Below are 14,305 nucleotides of genomic sequence, written 5' to 3' on the forward strand. Positions count from 1 at the left end.
GAGGCCGGTATCGGTCGACAGAAGTTTTTTGGGGTTGGGGAAGCGCTCAATATTGTACCCGGATTTAAAAACAACAGTTTAACATGAACGTCAATGATCTGCTGCAGGCTGAAAAAGCGATTGCGCCTGCGTATCGGAGTTACAACGGGGGGTATTTCAAAACCCTGCTTTCACCCGCGCAAACAGGCGGTGAAATGGCTCTATTGGATATGGTACTGCCCCGGGGCGCTGAACCGCCTCCACATGTACATGAAAGGGAGGATGAAACATTTTACATCCTGGATGGGACCGTACAGTTTGTCGTCGACGGCGTTGTCCATACGCTTACTACCGGAGCCGCATTGTTTGCTCCGCGGCGCATCCCGCATTACTTCAGGATACTGACTGATTCGGCGCATATCCTAGCCCTGATGACACCCGGTGACCTGTGGAATTACTTTATCGAATTCAGTGAACCCGGCGGTGAAACGCCGCGGATTACTGTACCGCAGCCGCCGACACCGGAACAAATTCAGTACCTGGCCGAAAGGCTTTCCGACCGGTACCGCTTAAGTCTTATTATCTAATGTCAAGCTCTATTCAATCTGTCATGAAACATTTGTTTGTATCGTTTTTCCTCCTGGTTTCTGTCTGCGCCTGCTCAAAAAAAGACAATGAGCCGTCGCAGACCTATACGGTAGACGGGCCGGGTTCCAAAGTTGAATGGAAAGGTTCTGCTCCGGATCATTTTCATGTGGGCGCCTTTTCAGTATCCGGCGAAATACGTCGCAGGGCCGGCGGTGAAATTGTAGGCGGCAAATTCAAAATCCCGATTGCCAGTATCAGTAACTATGATCTGCCGGACGAGGTGAAACCCCAGTTGCTGGATCACCTGAAAAGCCCCGATTTTTTTAACATGGCGCTTTATCCCGAAGCCGCCTTTGAAATTCAGCAGGTAGTTCCTTATGGCAAAGCTTCGGCAGATACTACACATACGATCCGGGGTGCCTTTACCATGCTCGGAAAGACCAATACGATCAGCTTTCCTGCCAAAATTGTCGCTGAAAACGACAACCTTACGACCCGGGCAAGCTTCCGTTTTGATCGCCTTAAGTGGGGGATGACCAGTTACAACGACCCGGAGAAGGGGCTTTATATCCTGCCGGAAATTGAAATACAGCTCGACATACGCGCAAAAAAGTAAGAAGAGAACCGTAGCCACTAATTCACGAATGCGCAGGTAGCCGGTTCGTGAATTAGTGGCCACCAATCACGCAAATCAATAGTTAGAGTTATGATTGGCGCCACTAATTCCATTGAAGCACGTTTGGAGCTTTGATTTAAATAAACAACGCTTAGGTTTTGACCTGGTTGAGGATCAGACATCCGGCAGATTGTGTTAAAGGGGTTCGACGGGCTCACCCGCCATCCGGACGGCAGCCTCCGGTAGGCAGCCTTCGACAGGCTCAGGCGCCATCCGGACGGCACCATCCGGCAGGCGCCATCCGGACGGCGCCTGAGCCTGTCGAAGGCTTATCTTTGGATACCCATTCGATAGAAGCCATGCGTTCCATTATCAGCCATCTGTAAGTTTGTTGTACAGAAATTCACGAATGCGCAGGTAGCCGGTTCGTGAATTAGTGGCCACCAATTACGCAAGTCAATAGTTAGAGTTATGATTGGCGCCACTAATTCCATTGAAGCACGTTTGGTGCTTTGATTTAAATAAACAACGCTTAGGTTTTGACCTGGTTGAGGATCAGACATCCGACAGATTGTGTTAAAGGGGTTCGACGGGCTCACCCGCCATCCGGCAGGCGCCATCCGGACGGTGCCTGAGCCTGTCGAAGGCTTATCTTTGGATACCCACTCAATAGAAGCCATGCGTTCCATTATCAGCCATCTGTAAGTTCGTTGTACAGAAATTCACGAATGCGCAGGTAGCCGGTTCGTGAATTAGTGGCCATCAATCACGCAAATCAATATTAGTTATGAAGCCAATTCGCAACCACATTCAAGTAGTTTTAGCGCCGATAGTAATTGCAATACTGATGATCGGCGTGACCGCTTGTCAGAATCCGGAAAGCGGCGATGGGCCGGATGTGAGCAAACGGTATAAAGGAATGGGAAATTCCACAGAAATGCCGGAGGGAGAACCTTATCAGCTTCCCGATGGAATTGTGGCAGGGGAGGCCTTGCCCTTCGTAGAAGCAGATACGTTCAGATGCGCGGATCTGTACCCGGAAGATATCCTGGGACTGTCCGAAGGCAGGGTCGATTTATGTATCGAGTTCCAAAATAAAAAAGCCTTCCCGATTGAGGTAACGCTGCCGCCGGGTTTGATCGTTGTCTCCAAAAACCTGAAGGTACAGAACGGTATGCTCCTGGAAAGGGTCACATTTGAAGTACCCGCGCAAACCCGGATGTTCAAACCGATCGGCTTTGCATGCATGAACGGCAACCGGAGTTCCGCACCATACGGCGACGGGTATACCATCGGCCCGGTTACCAACGTGCCGCCCGTCCTGGAGCTGCTTGCTTTCATTGCAGACAAGGATTTGCACGCAGATACCTATTTGAGCGGCAGTGTCGGCGGTGCAATCCGCAACCTGGGGCACGACGGGAAGATTAGTAATTTCAATCGCAGCCAATTGGAAAAGCTGCCGCTGAAACAGAGCCTGAGATAGCCTGGTCAGGCTGTGTTTTGTCTGCTCCAGGCTTGCCGGATGGTCATCCTGAGAGAGGATTTTTTTGCGAAAACACCCTGGAGCGGAGATGACAACGTGATTTAAAAAATCCGCAAATATCGTTGCTGAAAACCTGTAGCTGTTCTTTTAACCAATGCCAGGCGGTGCCAGCCGGAGGGTCTCGGCCGGAGGGTCATCCTGAGCGGAACGCAGTGGAGTCGAAGGATCTCCTGTTGTTAACAAAAAGCTTTAAAAATGGGATTGGGTCCCGGGAGCGGGAGATCCCTCGGCTGCGCTCGGAATGACCGTCCGGTTGGTACGCCCCCATCAATAGTGTTGTCAATGGTAGGGCCTCGGCCGGATGGTCATCCTGAGCGGAACGCAGTGGAGTCGAAGGATCTCCTGTTGTTAACAAAAAGCTTTAAAAATGGGATTGGGTCCCGGGAGCGGGAGATTCCTCGGCTGCGCTCGGAATGACCGTCCGGACGGCGCGCCCATCCGTAACATTGTCAATGGTAGCGCATCTGCCGGATGGTCATCCTGAGCGGAACGCAGTGAAGCCGAAGGATCTCCTTTTATTAAAAAAATCCTATTTAAAGGATTGAGTTCGGGGCGCGGGAGATTCCTCGGCTGCGCTCGAAATGACCGTCCGGACGGCGCGCCCATCCGTAACATTGTCAATGGTAGCGCATCTGCCGGATGGTCATCCTGAGCGGAACGCAGTGAAGCGGAAGGGTTTCCTTTTATTAGAAAAATCCTATTTAAAGGATTGGGTCCCGGGAGCGGGAGATTCCTCGGCTGCGCTCGGAATGACCGCCCGGTTGGTGTTCCGCTAAGGGAATGACAGCGCACAGACCGTCATTTTACCTGCCGAATTTCTTCGTACCCGCCACACACAGAATAACTCCGATCGTGACGACTAACATACCCATACTCACCTTTTCGTGAAGCAGAAAAGCGGCCAGCAGCAAACCGAAAAATGGCTGCAGCAACTGCAATTGTCCGACAGTGGCGGTTCCACCCTGGGCCAATCCCTTGTACCAAAATACGAAGCCGACAAACATGCTGAACAACGAAACATAGGCCAGTCCCATCCAGGCTTCGGTGCTGATTCCCGTAAACGACACTGGTTTGTAGACATAGACCAGCGGCAGCATTGCAGGCAGTGAAAGTACCAATGCCCAGGAGATAACCTGCCATCCGCCCAATGTCCTGGTGAGTTTTGCGCCTTCTGCATACCCGAGCCCGCAAAGCAGAACGGCGCCCAGCATCAGGAGGTCACCGGCCGGGGAAGCGGTAAGGCCCTGTGCCGCAGCATAGCCTGCTACCAGGAGGCTTCCCATGACGGAGAAAATCCAGAATGCCGGCCCCGGGCGCTCGCCGCCACGGATAATGGCGAATATGGCCGTGGTTACGGGCAGTATCCCGACAAAGACGATGGAATGTGCGGAAGTGATGTATTGCAAGGCCAACGCACTCAGGAGGGGGAAGCCAACTACCACGCCAAGCGTCACGATGACCAGCGGGAAAATTTGCTGCCGCTCAGGACGTTTCCCCTTAAAGATCAACAGCGCGGCAAGGGCCAGCATACCCGCCACTGAAGCACGTGCAAGCGTAACAAATACCGGGTTAAATTCAAGAACCGCCAGTCTCGTCGCAGGCAGCGAACCACTGAACAGCAACACGCCGATAAACCCGTTTAACCAACCTTGTGTGGTGTCTTCCTTTACTTTGTAACCTTGTCCGGACATTGTACCTTATCGTTTCTTTTGATGCAAAATTGGCCGATTGGTACCAGTAAACACAGATACAGTTTTTGTTATTTTAATGGACACAGTTAAATTGTCGCCATGAAGAAAGATTTCCTGTATAACGAGATTGCGCAGAACATCGCCGACAAAATAAGAACGGGTGTGTTAAAGGCAGGGGAACGGCTGCCGTCGGTGCGTATGCTGAGCAGGGAGCACGCCATCAGCATCAATACTGCCAGGAGAATTTTTCTTGAATTGGAGGCCCAATCCCTGGTGCAGCCCAGACCGCAGTCGGGCTATTTCGTAAGTGCGCTGAATTACCTGAAACTACCTTTACCGGAGGTAAGCCAGCCGCTGCCTGCAGCCCGAAACAAAGAACCGGAAGAGTTGATCAGCAGTGTCTATTCCAACATGGGCCGCAGTGATCTTACGATGTTTTCTTTCGGCGTTCCGTCGGGTAACCTTTTGCCGCTGGCAAAATTGAAGAAAGAAATCGTGCAGGCCACAAGGGAATTACCCGAAGGCGGAACGGAATATGAACTTTTACAGGGTAATATAAAGCTCCGGAGAATGGTGTCTGCCCGTTCGCTGGCCTGGAAAGGGGACCTGAAGGAAAACGATTTGATTACTGCCAACGGCTGCATGAGCGCCCTGGCGCTGTGCCTCATGGCGTTGACCCGGCCCGGTGACACGCTGGCGCTGGAAAGCCCTTGTTATCCGGGCATTCTTCAGCTCGCGGTAAGCCTTGGGCTGAAAGTGCTTGAAGTGGCTACGCACCCCGTTAGCGGGATCGATATCGACGCCTTGAAAGCGCTGCTGCCCGAGATTGACGTGTGCCTCCTGGTGCCTAATTTCAACACACCGCTGGGCTATTGTACCCCCGATGAGCGCAAAAGAGAAATTGTTTCACTTTTGGCCCGCCATAACATCCCGCTTATCGAGGATGATGCCTACGGAGACCTCTATTTCAGCGCCGAACGCCCGAAATGCTGCAAGTCTTTTGATAAGGAAGGGAACGTATTATGGTGCAGCTCGGTATCGAAAACACTCGCTCCCGGTTACCGCGTCGGCTGGGTGGCGCCCGGGAAGTACAAAGACAGGCTGCTGAAATTGAAGCTTGTTCACGCTTTGTCCGCCACTTCTGTGGTACATGAGGCCGTCGGTAATTTTTTAATGACCGGCCGGTATGAGAACCATCTCCGGCACCTTCGCAAAACGCTGCAGGAAAATTACCGGCATTATGCGCTGGCCATTGCGGAACATTTCCCGGCAGGGACCAAAATAAGCCGGCCGCAGGGCGGGTTGGCCCTCTGGGTAGAGTTTCCGGGAGAGATAGATACGGCGGAATTGTATAATCATGCCCTCGCCAAGCAAATAAGCATTGCCCCCGGCAGGATGTTTACCCTCCAAAACCAGTTTCAGAACTGTATGCGCCTTTGTATCGGTCTGCCGTGGACCGATGATCTGGCTTTGAAGTTAAGGCAACTCGGAAATCTTGCCCGCATGATGTAAAACGGAAGAGCGATACTGAATGTACTATTGTTTGATAGAATTGTGATGTTTTGTTTTTGGGCCGGCAAACTGATATTTTTGAGTGGAAGCACAAACACTACGGACATGACCATCGAACAGCTATTTCAGGACAAAACCATAAAGGCAAAAGGTAAAGTTACCATCCTCGGGGACTGGATTATTAACCGCGAGCTGCCGCTCGACGAATTAATGGCTTACGCCGAAAAACAAAAGGCTACGGATAAGGCTACCTGTATCGAGGCTGTCGAATACGCAACAAAAAAAATGCCTGCGATTGCCGATCAAAGTTTACTGGATTATGTTACCCGATCATTGCGCGACGACGAGCCGAGAGTAAAATGGGAAAGTGCAAAGGTGATTGGCAACATTGCCGGGCAGTTTCCCGACGGCCTGGAAAAGGCAATCAAAAACCTTTTGCCCAATGCCGGGAATAGCGGAACGGTCGTTCGTTGGGCTACCGCCTACGCACTGGCAGAAATACTTAAGCTAAAGACGGGCAACAACAAAACTCTATTGCCGGAGGTGGAGGCGCTCCTGGAGCAGGAAGAGGACAACGGCGTAAAGAAGAAATATTCGGACGCCCTGAAAAAAGTACAAAAGTAACACCCGGCTCGTCCTTCCCCGGTATTTTCATTACGGCCGGTTGCCTCGCTCCGAAGACTCGGGAGCCGGCACTTTTGTTAAGGGAGATTTACCTGGAACTATCTCGGAAGAGGGTTAAATGACTTGATAATCATTATTTTATGGTTATGGTCAAGTGGTAAACAAATTTTTTAATCATTTGATTAAAAAATTTGTTTAAAAGTCATTTATATTTGTACCGGAAGGTTATCGGAAAATGTAAAACATGAAGGAGAAAAAAAGCCTGGACACTACCACGGAAGATAAAATCAAGGAAGCTGCCAGGAAGGTGTTCTATCGGAAAGGTTTCGCCGCTACGCGCACCAGGGACATTGCCGAAGAAGCGGGGATTAACCTGGCATTGCTCAATTACTATTTCCGCAGCAAGCAAAAGTTATTTGAGCTGATCATGATGGAGGCGCTGGGCGGGTTGATCAAGGGGTTGCTGGTTGTGCTTAACGACGAGCACACTACGCTTGAAGAAAAGATTCAGAAAATAGTGGCGCGTTATATTGACGTAATTACCGAAGAGCCGGAAATTCCCACTTTTATCGTGAGCGAAGTGCGCAACAACCCGCGCATGATGACAGACCGCCTGCCGATCCGCGAGGTGCTGGACAATTCGGTGTTTTTCAGGCAGCACCGGGCGGCGGTTGCAGCCGGCAGCATTTCGGAGCCGAACCCCATACATTTTTTTATCAATCTGCTCGGGCTCGTGGTGTTCCCCTTTATCGTAAAACCCATCCTGATGGCCGGGCGCGGGATCGATAATTCAGAATTCAACCAATTGATGCAGGAGCGTAAAAAGCTGGTTCCTGTCTGGATAAAAATGATGATGGGCAGTTGATAGTTGCCCGGTATTATTCCCAAAATGCGGCGGTATCCGGGTTCGCCGGCGCTTAAACCAAATCGACCATGGGTTTTAAGAAAATGAAGTACCTGCTCCTTTTGTCATTGTTTTTCGGAGAACCGTACCGCGGAAGTTCGCAGCAACTTACGCTGGAGGAATGTCATCAGCTGGCGCGGGCCAATTACCCGTCTGTAAAAAAGCTGGAGCTGATTTCGAAATCTGTCGAATATGACATTCAAAATGCCGGTAAGCGGTTTTTTCCGCAGGTCAGCTTCTCCGGGCAGGCCACTTACCAGTCCCAAACCATTAATTTTTCGGAGGTCATGGGCTCGCTTCCGGGTATCGCCATGCCATCGGTAAGCAAAGACCAGTACCGGGTACAGGGAGAAATCAGTCAACTTGTTTATGATGGCGGCAACACGGGCTATCAAAAAGAGCTGATCAGGTCGAACGGCGCCCTGCAGGAGCAGAGCCTTGAGGCCGGGATTTATGCCTTGAACAGCAGGGTTAACACGCTTTTTTTTTCTGTTCTGCTGATCGACGCCCAACTGAAGCAGAATGAGATCAGCAGAAAGAATCTTTCCGAACAAATACAGAAGACTGAGGCTTCCCTGGCAAACGGGAACGCGTTCCGGAGTAGCCTCAATGAGCTGAAAGCCGAGGTCCTGAATATGGAAATGGCGGCGACCGATTACCGTTTTAATCGTTCCGCCTACCTGAAAATGCTTTCTCTGATGATCGGGAAGGAACTTGGTGAAACACATCAGCTAATGGTACCGGTCACAGGACACGGGGTTTCGGAGCTATCCGGCGCTGACATCAACCGGCCGGAGTTACGGACTTTCGATTTGCAGCGAAAAGTTTATGACGTGCAAATCCGGCAGTTGAGGGCCGATTATTTCCCACAGGTGAGCGCTTTTTTCCAGGGCGCATATGGCCGGCCCACCATTAACATCATTGAAAACCGGTTCGGCCCCTGGTATGTCGCCGGTATGCGGTTTAACTGGACCCTGGGGAACTTGTATACGCGGTCCAACCGGAAAAGCCTGCTGCTGACCGGCCAGAATTCGGTGGAAGCCGACCGTGAAACCTTCCTGTTTAACGTCAGGCTCGATCTTTCGCGGGAAGACGAGCAGGTAAAAAAATATAACGGGTTGATTGACCAGGATAACCAGGCAATCGGGTTACGCGATTCTGTGGCCCGGTCGGCCGAAGCCCAACTCGCCAACGGCGTGATTACCACGCACGAATACCTTCAGAAAGTAAATGCGCTCAACCTGGCCTTACAAAACAAAATTCTGCATGAAGTCCTTCTTTTGCAGGCCATGTACAACCAAAAATTTATATCCGGCAATCCGTAACGCCCGGCGAACATTTTAGAACTCATAGCTCAAACCTCACATGAAATATTTCGTTTTCGCATCGTTAATTTCGATGCTTGCAGCATGTTCCGGGAAAGATGATTTTGATGCGTCCGGGAATTTTGAAGCCGACGAAGTGATCGTATCGGCGCAGCAAAACGGCGTGTTGCTCGCGTATAGGGTCCGGGAAGGTGATCGCCTCAATATTGGCGATACGGTCGGCCGGCTAGACGTACGCGTCATTGAATTACAGAAAGAACAGGCTGAAGCAAGCATTGCTTCACTGGGCCGGAAGACTTCGAGCGGCGCCGATCAGGCAGAGCTCGTGCGGCGACAGATTGCGGTGCTGGAGGCTCAGCTGCGCCACCAGGAGAAAGAACGCGGCCGGCTCGAAAATCTGGTGAAGGCCGACGCCGCGACCCGCAAGCAGCTCGACGACATGGACGCCGGTATCGACCAGCTGAACAGGCAGATTGCGGTGACACGGCAGCAGCTAACCCTGAACACCTACAACACCGGGTTACAAAACCGCAGTATCCTGAGCGAGCGCCTGCCGCTTGAAAAAATGGTCGGGCAATTGCAGGAACAGATCAACAAAGGGCAAATTGTAAATCCGGTTGCGGGGACCGTCCTGGTCAACTATGCCATGCGGGGTGAGATGCAGATCATCGGCCGGCCTTTGTACAAAATTGCCGGGCTGGATACGCTTGACCTCCGGGCTTACGTTACCGGCACACAGTTGTCGGATGTACAGTTAAGACAGCAGGTTACGGTGAGGGTCGACAGTGGTAAAAACGGCTACAGGTCCTATCCGGGAACTATTGTCTGGATCTCCGGTAAGTCCGAATTCTCACCCAAAAATATACAGACGAAAGATGAACGGGCCAACCTCGTTTATGCGCTCAAAGTGCGGGTCAAAAATGACGGTTACCTAAAGATAGGGATGTACGGGGAAGTCATTTTTTTACCTAGGCTGTTACGCCAATGAACGCCGTAGTAGTAAAGAATATTGAAAAAAAATATGGGAGCCTGGCGGCGGTCCGCAATGTTTCTTTCGAAGTCAGAAAGGGCGAGATATTCGGATTGATAGGGCCGGACGGCGCCGGTAAGACTTCCATTTTCAGGATGCTGACTACACTGTTGCTGCCGGATGGCGGAACGGCGACCGTAGCCGGTTTTGACGTGGTCAACCAATACCGGCAGATCCGCGACTGTATCGGGTACATGCCGGGCCGGTTTTCGCTCTACCAGGACCTGACCGTGGAAGAAAATCTTTCCTTTTTTGCCACGGTGTTCGGTACCACTATCCGTGAAAATTATGACCTGATCAAAGACATTTATGAGCAGATAAAACCCTTCAGTAACCGGCGGGCGGGCAAGCTCTCGGGCGGTATGAAGCAAAAGCTGGCGTTATGCTGTGCACTGATCCACAAACCGGAAGTGTTGTTTCTGGACGAGCCGACGACCGGCGTGGATGTTGTCTCCCGGAAAGAGTTCTGGGAGATGCTGGGCAAGCTGAAAAAACAGGGAATTACCATAGTGGTTTCGACCCCCTACATGGATGAAGCCCACCTTTGCGACCGTATCGCGCTGCTGCAAAAAGGCGTCATTATGTCTATTGATACCCCGGAAAACCTGCTAAAAAGCTATCCGAAAACATTGTTTGCAGCCCGGGCCGACAACATCTACCAATTGCTGCAGGACCTGCGTGCCGATGCCGGGGTTGAAAGCTGCTATGCATTTGGCGAGTACCTGCACCTCACATTGAAATCCGGTAGCTCCGATCCGGGTTTCCTGCGTGAAATAGCGGCGCCTTATCAATCAACCGGGCTGGAAGTAAAGGTAATTGTGCCCACCATTGAGGACAGTTTTATACGGTTAATGAACGAACCCACCCCGTAAACGAACAGCCAAAATAGCAACACAAAGCCCCTCATACCTCACCCCTCAAACCTCACAGCTCACACCCAACACCCCAAACCTATGAACAACAAAGCAATCATCTGTGAAGACCTTACCAAGCAATTCGGCGATTTCAAGGCGGTCGACAAGGTTTCCTTTGAAGTAAGCCAGGGTGAGATTTTTGGTTTCCTGGGGGCGAATGGCGCGGGCAAAACCACTGCCATGCGGATACTTTGCGGGCTGTCGTACCCCACGTCGGGAAAGGCCTGGGTGGCGGGGTTCGATGTTTACCGGCAGCAGGAGCAGATCAAGAAAAATATCGGCTATATGAGCCAGAAATTTTCGCTGTACGATAACCTGACGGTCGTGGAGAACATAACGTTTTACGGCGGGGTTTACGGCGTTCCGCGGCGTGAAATAAAAGCGCGGAGCGGAGAGCTCGTCCGGAAACTGGGACTGGAAAGTGAAGCCAAAAAACTGGTCGGCGAACTGCCGCTGGGATGGAAGCAAAAGCTGGCTTTCTCGGTTGCCATATTCCACAGCCCGAAAATAGTATTTCTGGACGAGCCTACCGGTGGTGTCGACCCGGTGACAAGGCGCCAGTTTTGGGACATGATCTACGAGGCGGCTCAGGCCGGCATTACGGTTTTCGTTACCACCCACTATATGGACGAAGCTGAATATTGCAACCGGGTGAGTGTGATGGTGGACGGGCGCATGGAAGCAATGGATACACCCGCCAATTTGAAAAAACAGTTCGGCACCGATTCGATGGACGAAGTGTTTTACGCCATGGCCAGGGGAGCAAAACGAACTGCAGATTAAAGATGAAACAGCTTTTGGCATTTGTCCGTAAGGAATTCTTCCACGTCTTCAGGGACAAACGGACCCTTTTGATCCTGTTCGGGCTGCCGGTCGTTCAAATCGTGCTCTTCGGGTTTGCCCTGAGCAGCGAGGTGAAAAACATAGGCATAACGGTGTGGGACAACGCGCAGGATGTTCATTCGGAAGCAGTCAAAGGGCGACTTGGTTTGAATACCTATTTCAAAGTAAAACCGCCGGTTACGGGATACCATGAAATCGAACAGCGATTCAGGGACGGAGAAATCAGTTGCGCCCTGGTCATTCCATCCGGTTTCGGTGGTGATCTTTACCGGCCGGGCGGTGCGCAGGTACAGATTATTGCCGATGGTTCAGACCCCAATACCGCCAAAACGGTGACCAATTATCTCACTTCGATCCTGGCGCAGTACCAGCAGGAGCTGCAGCCCGGCGCCGGGCCCGCTTATAAAATCATTCCTGAAATCAGGATGCTGTACAACGAGGAGCAAAACGGCTCTCTCAATTTTATTCCCGGCGTAATCGCGCTGATCTTCATGATGGTAAGTACGGCGCTAACCTCCGTTGCGGTGGTCCGCGAAAAAGAACTGGGTACAATGGAAATCCTCCTGGTCTCACCGTTTAAACCTGTTTGGGTGCTGATCGCCAAAGCGGTGCCATACCTGGTACTTTCCCTGATCAATTTTACCGTTATTCTGCTGCTTGCTGTCTTCTTGCTCGATGTAGCCGTGAAGGGCAGCCTGGTCCTTATTTTCGCGGAGAGTATACTTTTTATCGTTACCTGTCTTTCGCTGGGACTCCTGATTTCAAACGTGACCGATTCACAGCAGACCGCCATGCTTATTTCGATGATGGGGATGATGCTGCCCACGCTGCTGCTGACCGGTTTTATGTTTCCCCTGGAAAATATGCCGAAGGTATTCCAGGTTATTTCTCACCTGCTTCCTTCCAGGTATTATTACAGGATCATGAAGGCAGTTATGCTGAAGGGGTTGGGATTCAGCTATGTATGGAAAGAGACGCTGATTCTGGCCGGCATGGCCACCGGGTTGCTGTCGCTCGCTTTGTTAAACTTTAAAACCAGGCTGTCATGAAGGTGCTTCGCTTTATTCTGGAAAAGGAATTTCGACAGATATTCCGTGATAAGACCATCCTGGCCATGATGTTTATAGTACCTACCATGCAGCTGATCATTTTGCCCCTCGCAGCAGACTTTGATGTGAAGGAGGTTAAAATTGTATATGTCGATAACGATCACAGCACCTACACGGGGAAACTCCTGAACCGGATTGCATCCTCGGGGTATTTTCAGGTGGCTGGTACCTCACATTCTTACCGCGAAGGGCTCAGGCTGATCGAGTATGGCGAGGCGGATTTGTTGCTGGAGGTACCGCACGGTTTCGAGCGCAACCTGGTACGGGAAGGAACTCAGAAGGTAAGCCTGGCGGTGGACGCAATCAACGGCACCAAAGCCATGATCGGGGGAACCTACCTGCTTTCGGTCCTGAACGATTTCAACCGGGACCTGGATGTAAACGTGAAGCTGTCGGGCGGCGACGGGCCGGCGGCGCCCGCTATCGGGGTTACCGGCTCAAATTGGTACAATGTCCGGGCGGAATACAAGTATTATATGGTACCGGGCATCCTGGTGTTGTTGCTTACGATGATCGGCGGGTTTATTACCGCATTGAACATTGTAAAGGAAAAAGAAATCGGCACCATCGAGCAGATCAATGTTACACCCATTCAGAAATGGCAGTTTATTCTCGGGAAGCTGATTCCGTTCTGGGTGGTAGGAATGATTGTCTTCACCATCGGGCTGACGGTGATGTACCTGGTCTACCGGATTTTTCCGGAGGGAAGCCTGCCGGTCCTGTACCTGTTTGCGGGAATCTACCTCGTCGCCTTGCTGGGTATGGGGCTGTTGATTTCCACTTTTGCCGATACGCAGCTGCAGGCCATGTTCATTGCCTTTTTCTTTATGATGGTTTTTATGCTGATGAGCGGTTTTTTCACCAGTACCGACAGTATGCCGCGTTGGGCGCAGGTATTGTCCAATCTTACGCCGGTTACCCATTTTATCAGGGTCGTGCGCCAGATTGTGCTGAAGGGAAGCGGTCTGGCGTCGCTGAAACATGAGCTGCTCTACCTGGGGCTTTTCGCAGTTGCTTTAAATGGTCTGGCTATTTTTAATTACCGGAAAACGAGCTAGGATGGTGCAGCGACAGGGAGATTCCTTGGCTTCGCGCGGAATGACGGCGCAGTCGAAAGTATCATCGTGAGGAAACGCAACCGGACGGTCATCGTGAACGGAACGCAACCGGATGGTCATCCTGAGAAAGAAGTTTTTTGCGAAAACACCTTGTAGCGGAGATGACAAATAGGTGTTGTCAATGGAAGTCAATGGTAGCCGGAGGCTACCACCCGGACGGTCATCCTGAGCGGAGCGCAGCGGAGTCGAAGGATCTCCTGTTGCTATAAAAAAGTCCTCTGAAATGGATTTGGGTGCAGGGAGAGGGAGATCCCTCCGCTGCGGTCGGGATGACCCTCCGGTTGGAGTGGCTTCAAACCTGTTGTTGTCAATGGTAGCGCATCTGCCGGATGGTCATCCTGAGCGGAGCGCAGCGGAGTCGAAGGATCTCCTGTTGCTATAAAAAAGCCCTCTGAAAGGGATTGGGTGCAGGGAGAGGGAGATCCCTCCGCTGCGGTGCTAATGACATCTTTTTTAACTTATTGTGTTTCAAGTAAATACATATTGTGTTTACCGGCCAACTTTTGCAG

At 51.4% G+C, this 14,305-nt stretch carries 16 protein-coding genes; 15 read left to right on the forward strand and 1 reads right to left on the reverse strand.

Annotated features, from left to right (window positions below; all coding sequences use genetic code 11):
* Positions 1–83 precede the first annotated feature (83 nt).
* From ABD852_RS15560 to ABD852_RS15580, 5 genes are all read left to right on the forward strand, one after another.
* Positions 84–566 carry a cupin domain-containing protein gene (locus ABD852_RS15560; protein ID WP_345030550.1) on the forward strand — a complete coding sequence of 161 codons (483 nt, stop codon included), beginning with the start codon at positions 84–86 and terminating at the stop codon, positions 564–566.
* Between the two features lie 23 nt (positions 567–589).
* Entirely contained in the window at positions 590–1,183 is a 594-nt protein-coding gene (locus tag ABD852_RS15565; protein WP_345030552.1) for a YceI family protein, read from the forward strand.
* A 573-nt stretch (positions 1,184–1,756) separates the two neighbouring features.
* Positions 1,757–1,888 carry a hypothetical protein gene (locus tag ABD852_RS15570; RefSeq protein ID WP_345030554.1) on the forward strand — a complete coding sequence of 44 codons (132 nt, stop codon included), beginning with the start codon at positions 1,757–1,759 and terminating at the stop codon, positions 1,886–1,888.
* 82 nt (positions 1,889–1,970) lie between these two features.
* Entirely contained in the window at positions 1,971–2,666 is a 696-nt protein-coding gene (locus ABD852_RS15575) for a hypothetical protein (protein ID WP_345030556.1), read from the forward strand.
* A 680-nt stretch (positions 2,667–3,346) separates the two neighbouring features.
* Complete coding sequence (locus ABD852_RS15580) at positions 3,347–3,502, forward strand: hypothetical protein (RefSeq protein ID WP_345030558.1); 156 nt, start codon at positions 3,347–3,349, stop codon at positions 3,500–3,502.
* A 27-nt stretch (positions 3,503–3,529) separates the two neighbouring features.
* Here the strand turns inward: ABD852_RS15580 and ABD852_RS15585 are convergent, their stop codons facing one another.
* Positions 3,530–4,417, reverse strand: coding sequence for a DMT family transporter (locus tag ABD852_RS15585; protein WP_345030560.1), 888 nt, complete (start codon positions 4,415–4,417; stop codon positions 3,530–3,532).
* A gap of 99 nt (positions 4,418–4,516) precedes the next feature.
* Here ABD852_RS15585 and ABD852_RS15590 point away from each other — a divergent pair, with 99 nt between their 5' ends.
* The 10 genes from ABD852_RS15590 to ABD852_RS15635 all read left to right on the forward strand — a co-directional run bounded on the left by ABD852_RS15590 (position 4,517) and on the right by ABD852_RS15635 (position 14,178).
* Entirely contained in the window at positions 4,517–5,929 is a 1,413-nt protein-coding gene (locus ABD852_RS15590; protein ID WP_345030561.1) for an aminotransferase-like domain-containing protein, read from the forward strand.
* 105 nt (positions 5,930–6,034) lie between these two features.
* Positions 6,035–6,553, forward strand: coding sequence for a HEAT repeat domain-containing protein (locus tag ABD852_RS15595; RefSeq protein WP_345030562.1), 519 nt, complete (start codon positions 6,035–6,037; stop codon positions 6,551–6,553).
* Positions 6,554–6,797: 244 nt separating this feature from the next.
* Positions 6,798–7,418, forward strand: a complete 621-nt coding sequence (locus ABD852_RS15600) for a TetR/AcrR family transcriptional regulator (protein WP_345030563.1) — start codon at positions 6,798–6,800, stop codon at positions 7,416–7,418.
* Positions 7,419–7,486: 68 nt separating this feature from the next.
* Positions 7,487–8,782: a TolC family protein gene (locus ABD852_RS15605; RefSeq protein ID WP_345030564.1), complete on the forward strand. Its 1,296-nt coding sequence runs from the start codon at positions 7,487–7,489 to the stop codon at positions 8,780–8,782.
* Between the two features lie 40 nt (positions 8,783–8,822).
* Positions 8,823–9,770, forward strand: coding sequence for an HlyD family secretion protein (locus ABD852_RS15610; protein ID WP_345030565.1), 948 nt, complete (start codon positions 8,823–8,825; stop codon positions 9,768–9,770).
* A complete protein-coding gene (locus ABD852_RS15615) occupies positions 9,767–10,684 on the forward strand; it encodes an ABC transporter ATP-binding protein (protein WP_345030566.1) in 918 nt (305 codons plus the stop codon). Before ABD852_RS15610 ends, ABD852_RS15615 begins: the two co-directional genes overlap by 4 nt.
* An 81-nt stretch (positions 10,685–10,765) precedes the next feature.
* Complete coding sequence (locus ABD852_RS15620; protein ID WP_345030567.1) at positions 10,766–11,509, forward strand: ABC transporter ATP-binding protein; 744 nt, start codon at positions 10,766–10,768, stop codon at positions 11,507–11,509.
* A 2-nt stretch (positions 11,510–11,511) separates the two neighbouring features.
* Positions 11,512–12,618 (forward strand): ABC transporter permease, encoded by a 1,107-nt coding sequence (locus ABD852_RS15625; RefSeq protein ID WP_345030568.1) that lies wholly within the window; start codon positions 11,512–11,514, stop codon positions 12,616–12,618.
* Positions 12,615–13,736, forward strand: coding sequence for an ABC transporter permease (locus tag ABD852_RS15630; protein WP_345030569.1), 1,122 nt, complete (start codon positions 12,615–12,617; stop codon positions 13,734–13,736). Before ABD852_RS15625 ends, ABD852_RS15630 begins: the two co-directional genes overlap by 4 nt.
* A gap of 283 nt (positions 13,737–14,019) precedes the next feature.
* A complete protein-coding gene (locus tag ABD852_RS15635) occupies positions 14,020–14,178 on the forward strand; it encodes a hypothetical protein (protein WP_345030570.1) in 159 nt (52 codons plus the stop codon).
* The last annotated feature ends 127 nt before the right edge of the window (positions 14,179–14,305 follow it).

Source organism: Ravibacter arvi, assembly GCF_039540405.1.
GTDB classification, from domain to species: domain Bacteria; phylum Bacteroidota; class Bacteroidia; order Cytophagales; family Spirosomataceae; genus Ravibacter; species Ravibacter arvi.

Excerpts from the sequence above, each read along its gene's own strand:
- ABD852_RS15595 (WP_345030562.1), top strand. The coding sequence starts at position 6,035 with ATGACCATCGAACAGCTATTTCAGGACAAAACCATAAAGGCAAAAGGT.
- ABD852_RS15635 (WP_345030570.1), top strand. The coding sequence starts at position 14,020 with ATGGATTTGGGTGCAGGGAGAGGGAGATCCCTCCGCTGCGGTCGGGAT.
- ABD852_RS15620 (WP_345030567.1), top strand. The coding sequence starts at position 10,766 with ATGAACAACAAAGCAATCATCTGTGAAGACCTTACCAAGCAATTCGGC.
- ABD852_RS15560 (WP_345030550.1), top strand. The coding sequence starts at position 84 with ATGAACGTCAATGATCTGCTGCAGGCTGAAAAAGCGATTGCGCCTGCG.
- ABD852_RS15575 (WP_345030556.1), top strand. The coding sequence starts at position 1,971 with ATGAAGCCAATTCGCAACCACATTCAAGTAGTTTTAGCGCCGATAGTA.
- ABD852_RS15600 (WP_345030563.1), top strand. The coding sequence starts at position 6,798 with ATGAAGGAGAAAAAAAGCCTGGACACTACCACGGAAGATAAAATCAAG.
- ABD852_RS15580 (WP_345030558.1), top strand. The coding sequence starts at position 3,347 with ATGGTAGCGCATCTGCCGGATGGTCATCCTGAGCGGAACGCAGTGAAG.
- ABD852_RS15625 (WP_345030568.1), top strand. The coding sequence starts at position 11,512 with ATGAAACAGCTTTTGGCATTTGTCCGTAAGGAATTCTTCCACGTCTTC.
- ABD852_RS15630 (WP_345030569.1), top strand. The coding sequence starts at position 12,615 with ATGAAGGTGCTTCGCTTTATTCTGGAAAAGGAATTTCGACAGATATTC.
- ABD852_RS15610 (WP_345030565.1), top strand. The coding sequence starts at position 8,823 with ATGAAATATTTCGTTTTCGCATCGTTAATTTCGATGCTTGCAGCATGT.
- ABD852_RS15565 (WP_345030552.1), top strand. The coding sequence starts at position 590 with ATGAAACATTTGTTTGTATCGTTTTTCCTCCTGGTTTCTGTCTGCGCC.
- ABD852_RS15590 (WP_345030561.1), top strand. The coding sequence starts at position 4,517 with ATGAAGAAAGATTTCCTGTATAACGAGATTGCGCAGAACATCGCCGAC.
- ABD852_RS15615 (WP_345030566.1), top strand. The coding sequence starts at position 9,767 with ATGAACGCCGTAGTAGTAAAGAATATTGAAAAAAAATATGGGAGCCTG.
- ABD852_RS15605 (WP_345030564.1), top strand. The coding sequence starts at position 7,487 with ATGGGTTTTAAGAAAATGAAGTACCTGCTCCTTTTGTCATTGTTTTTC.
- ABD852_RS15585 (WP_345030560.1), bottom strand. The coding sequence starts at position 4,417 with ATGTCCGGACAAGGTTACAAAGTAAAGGAAGACACCACACAAGGTTGG.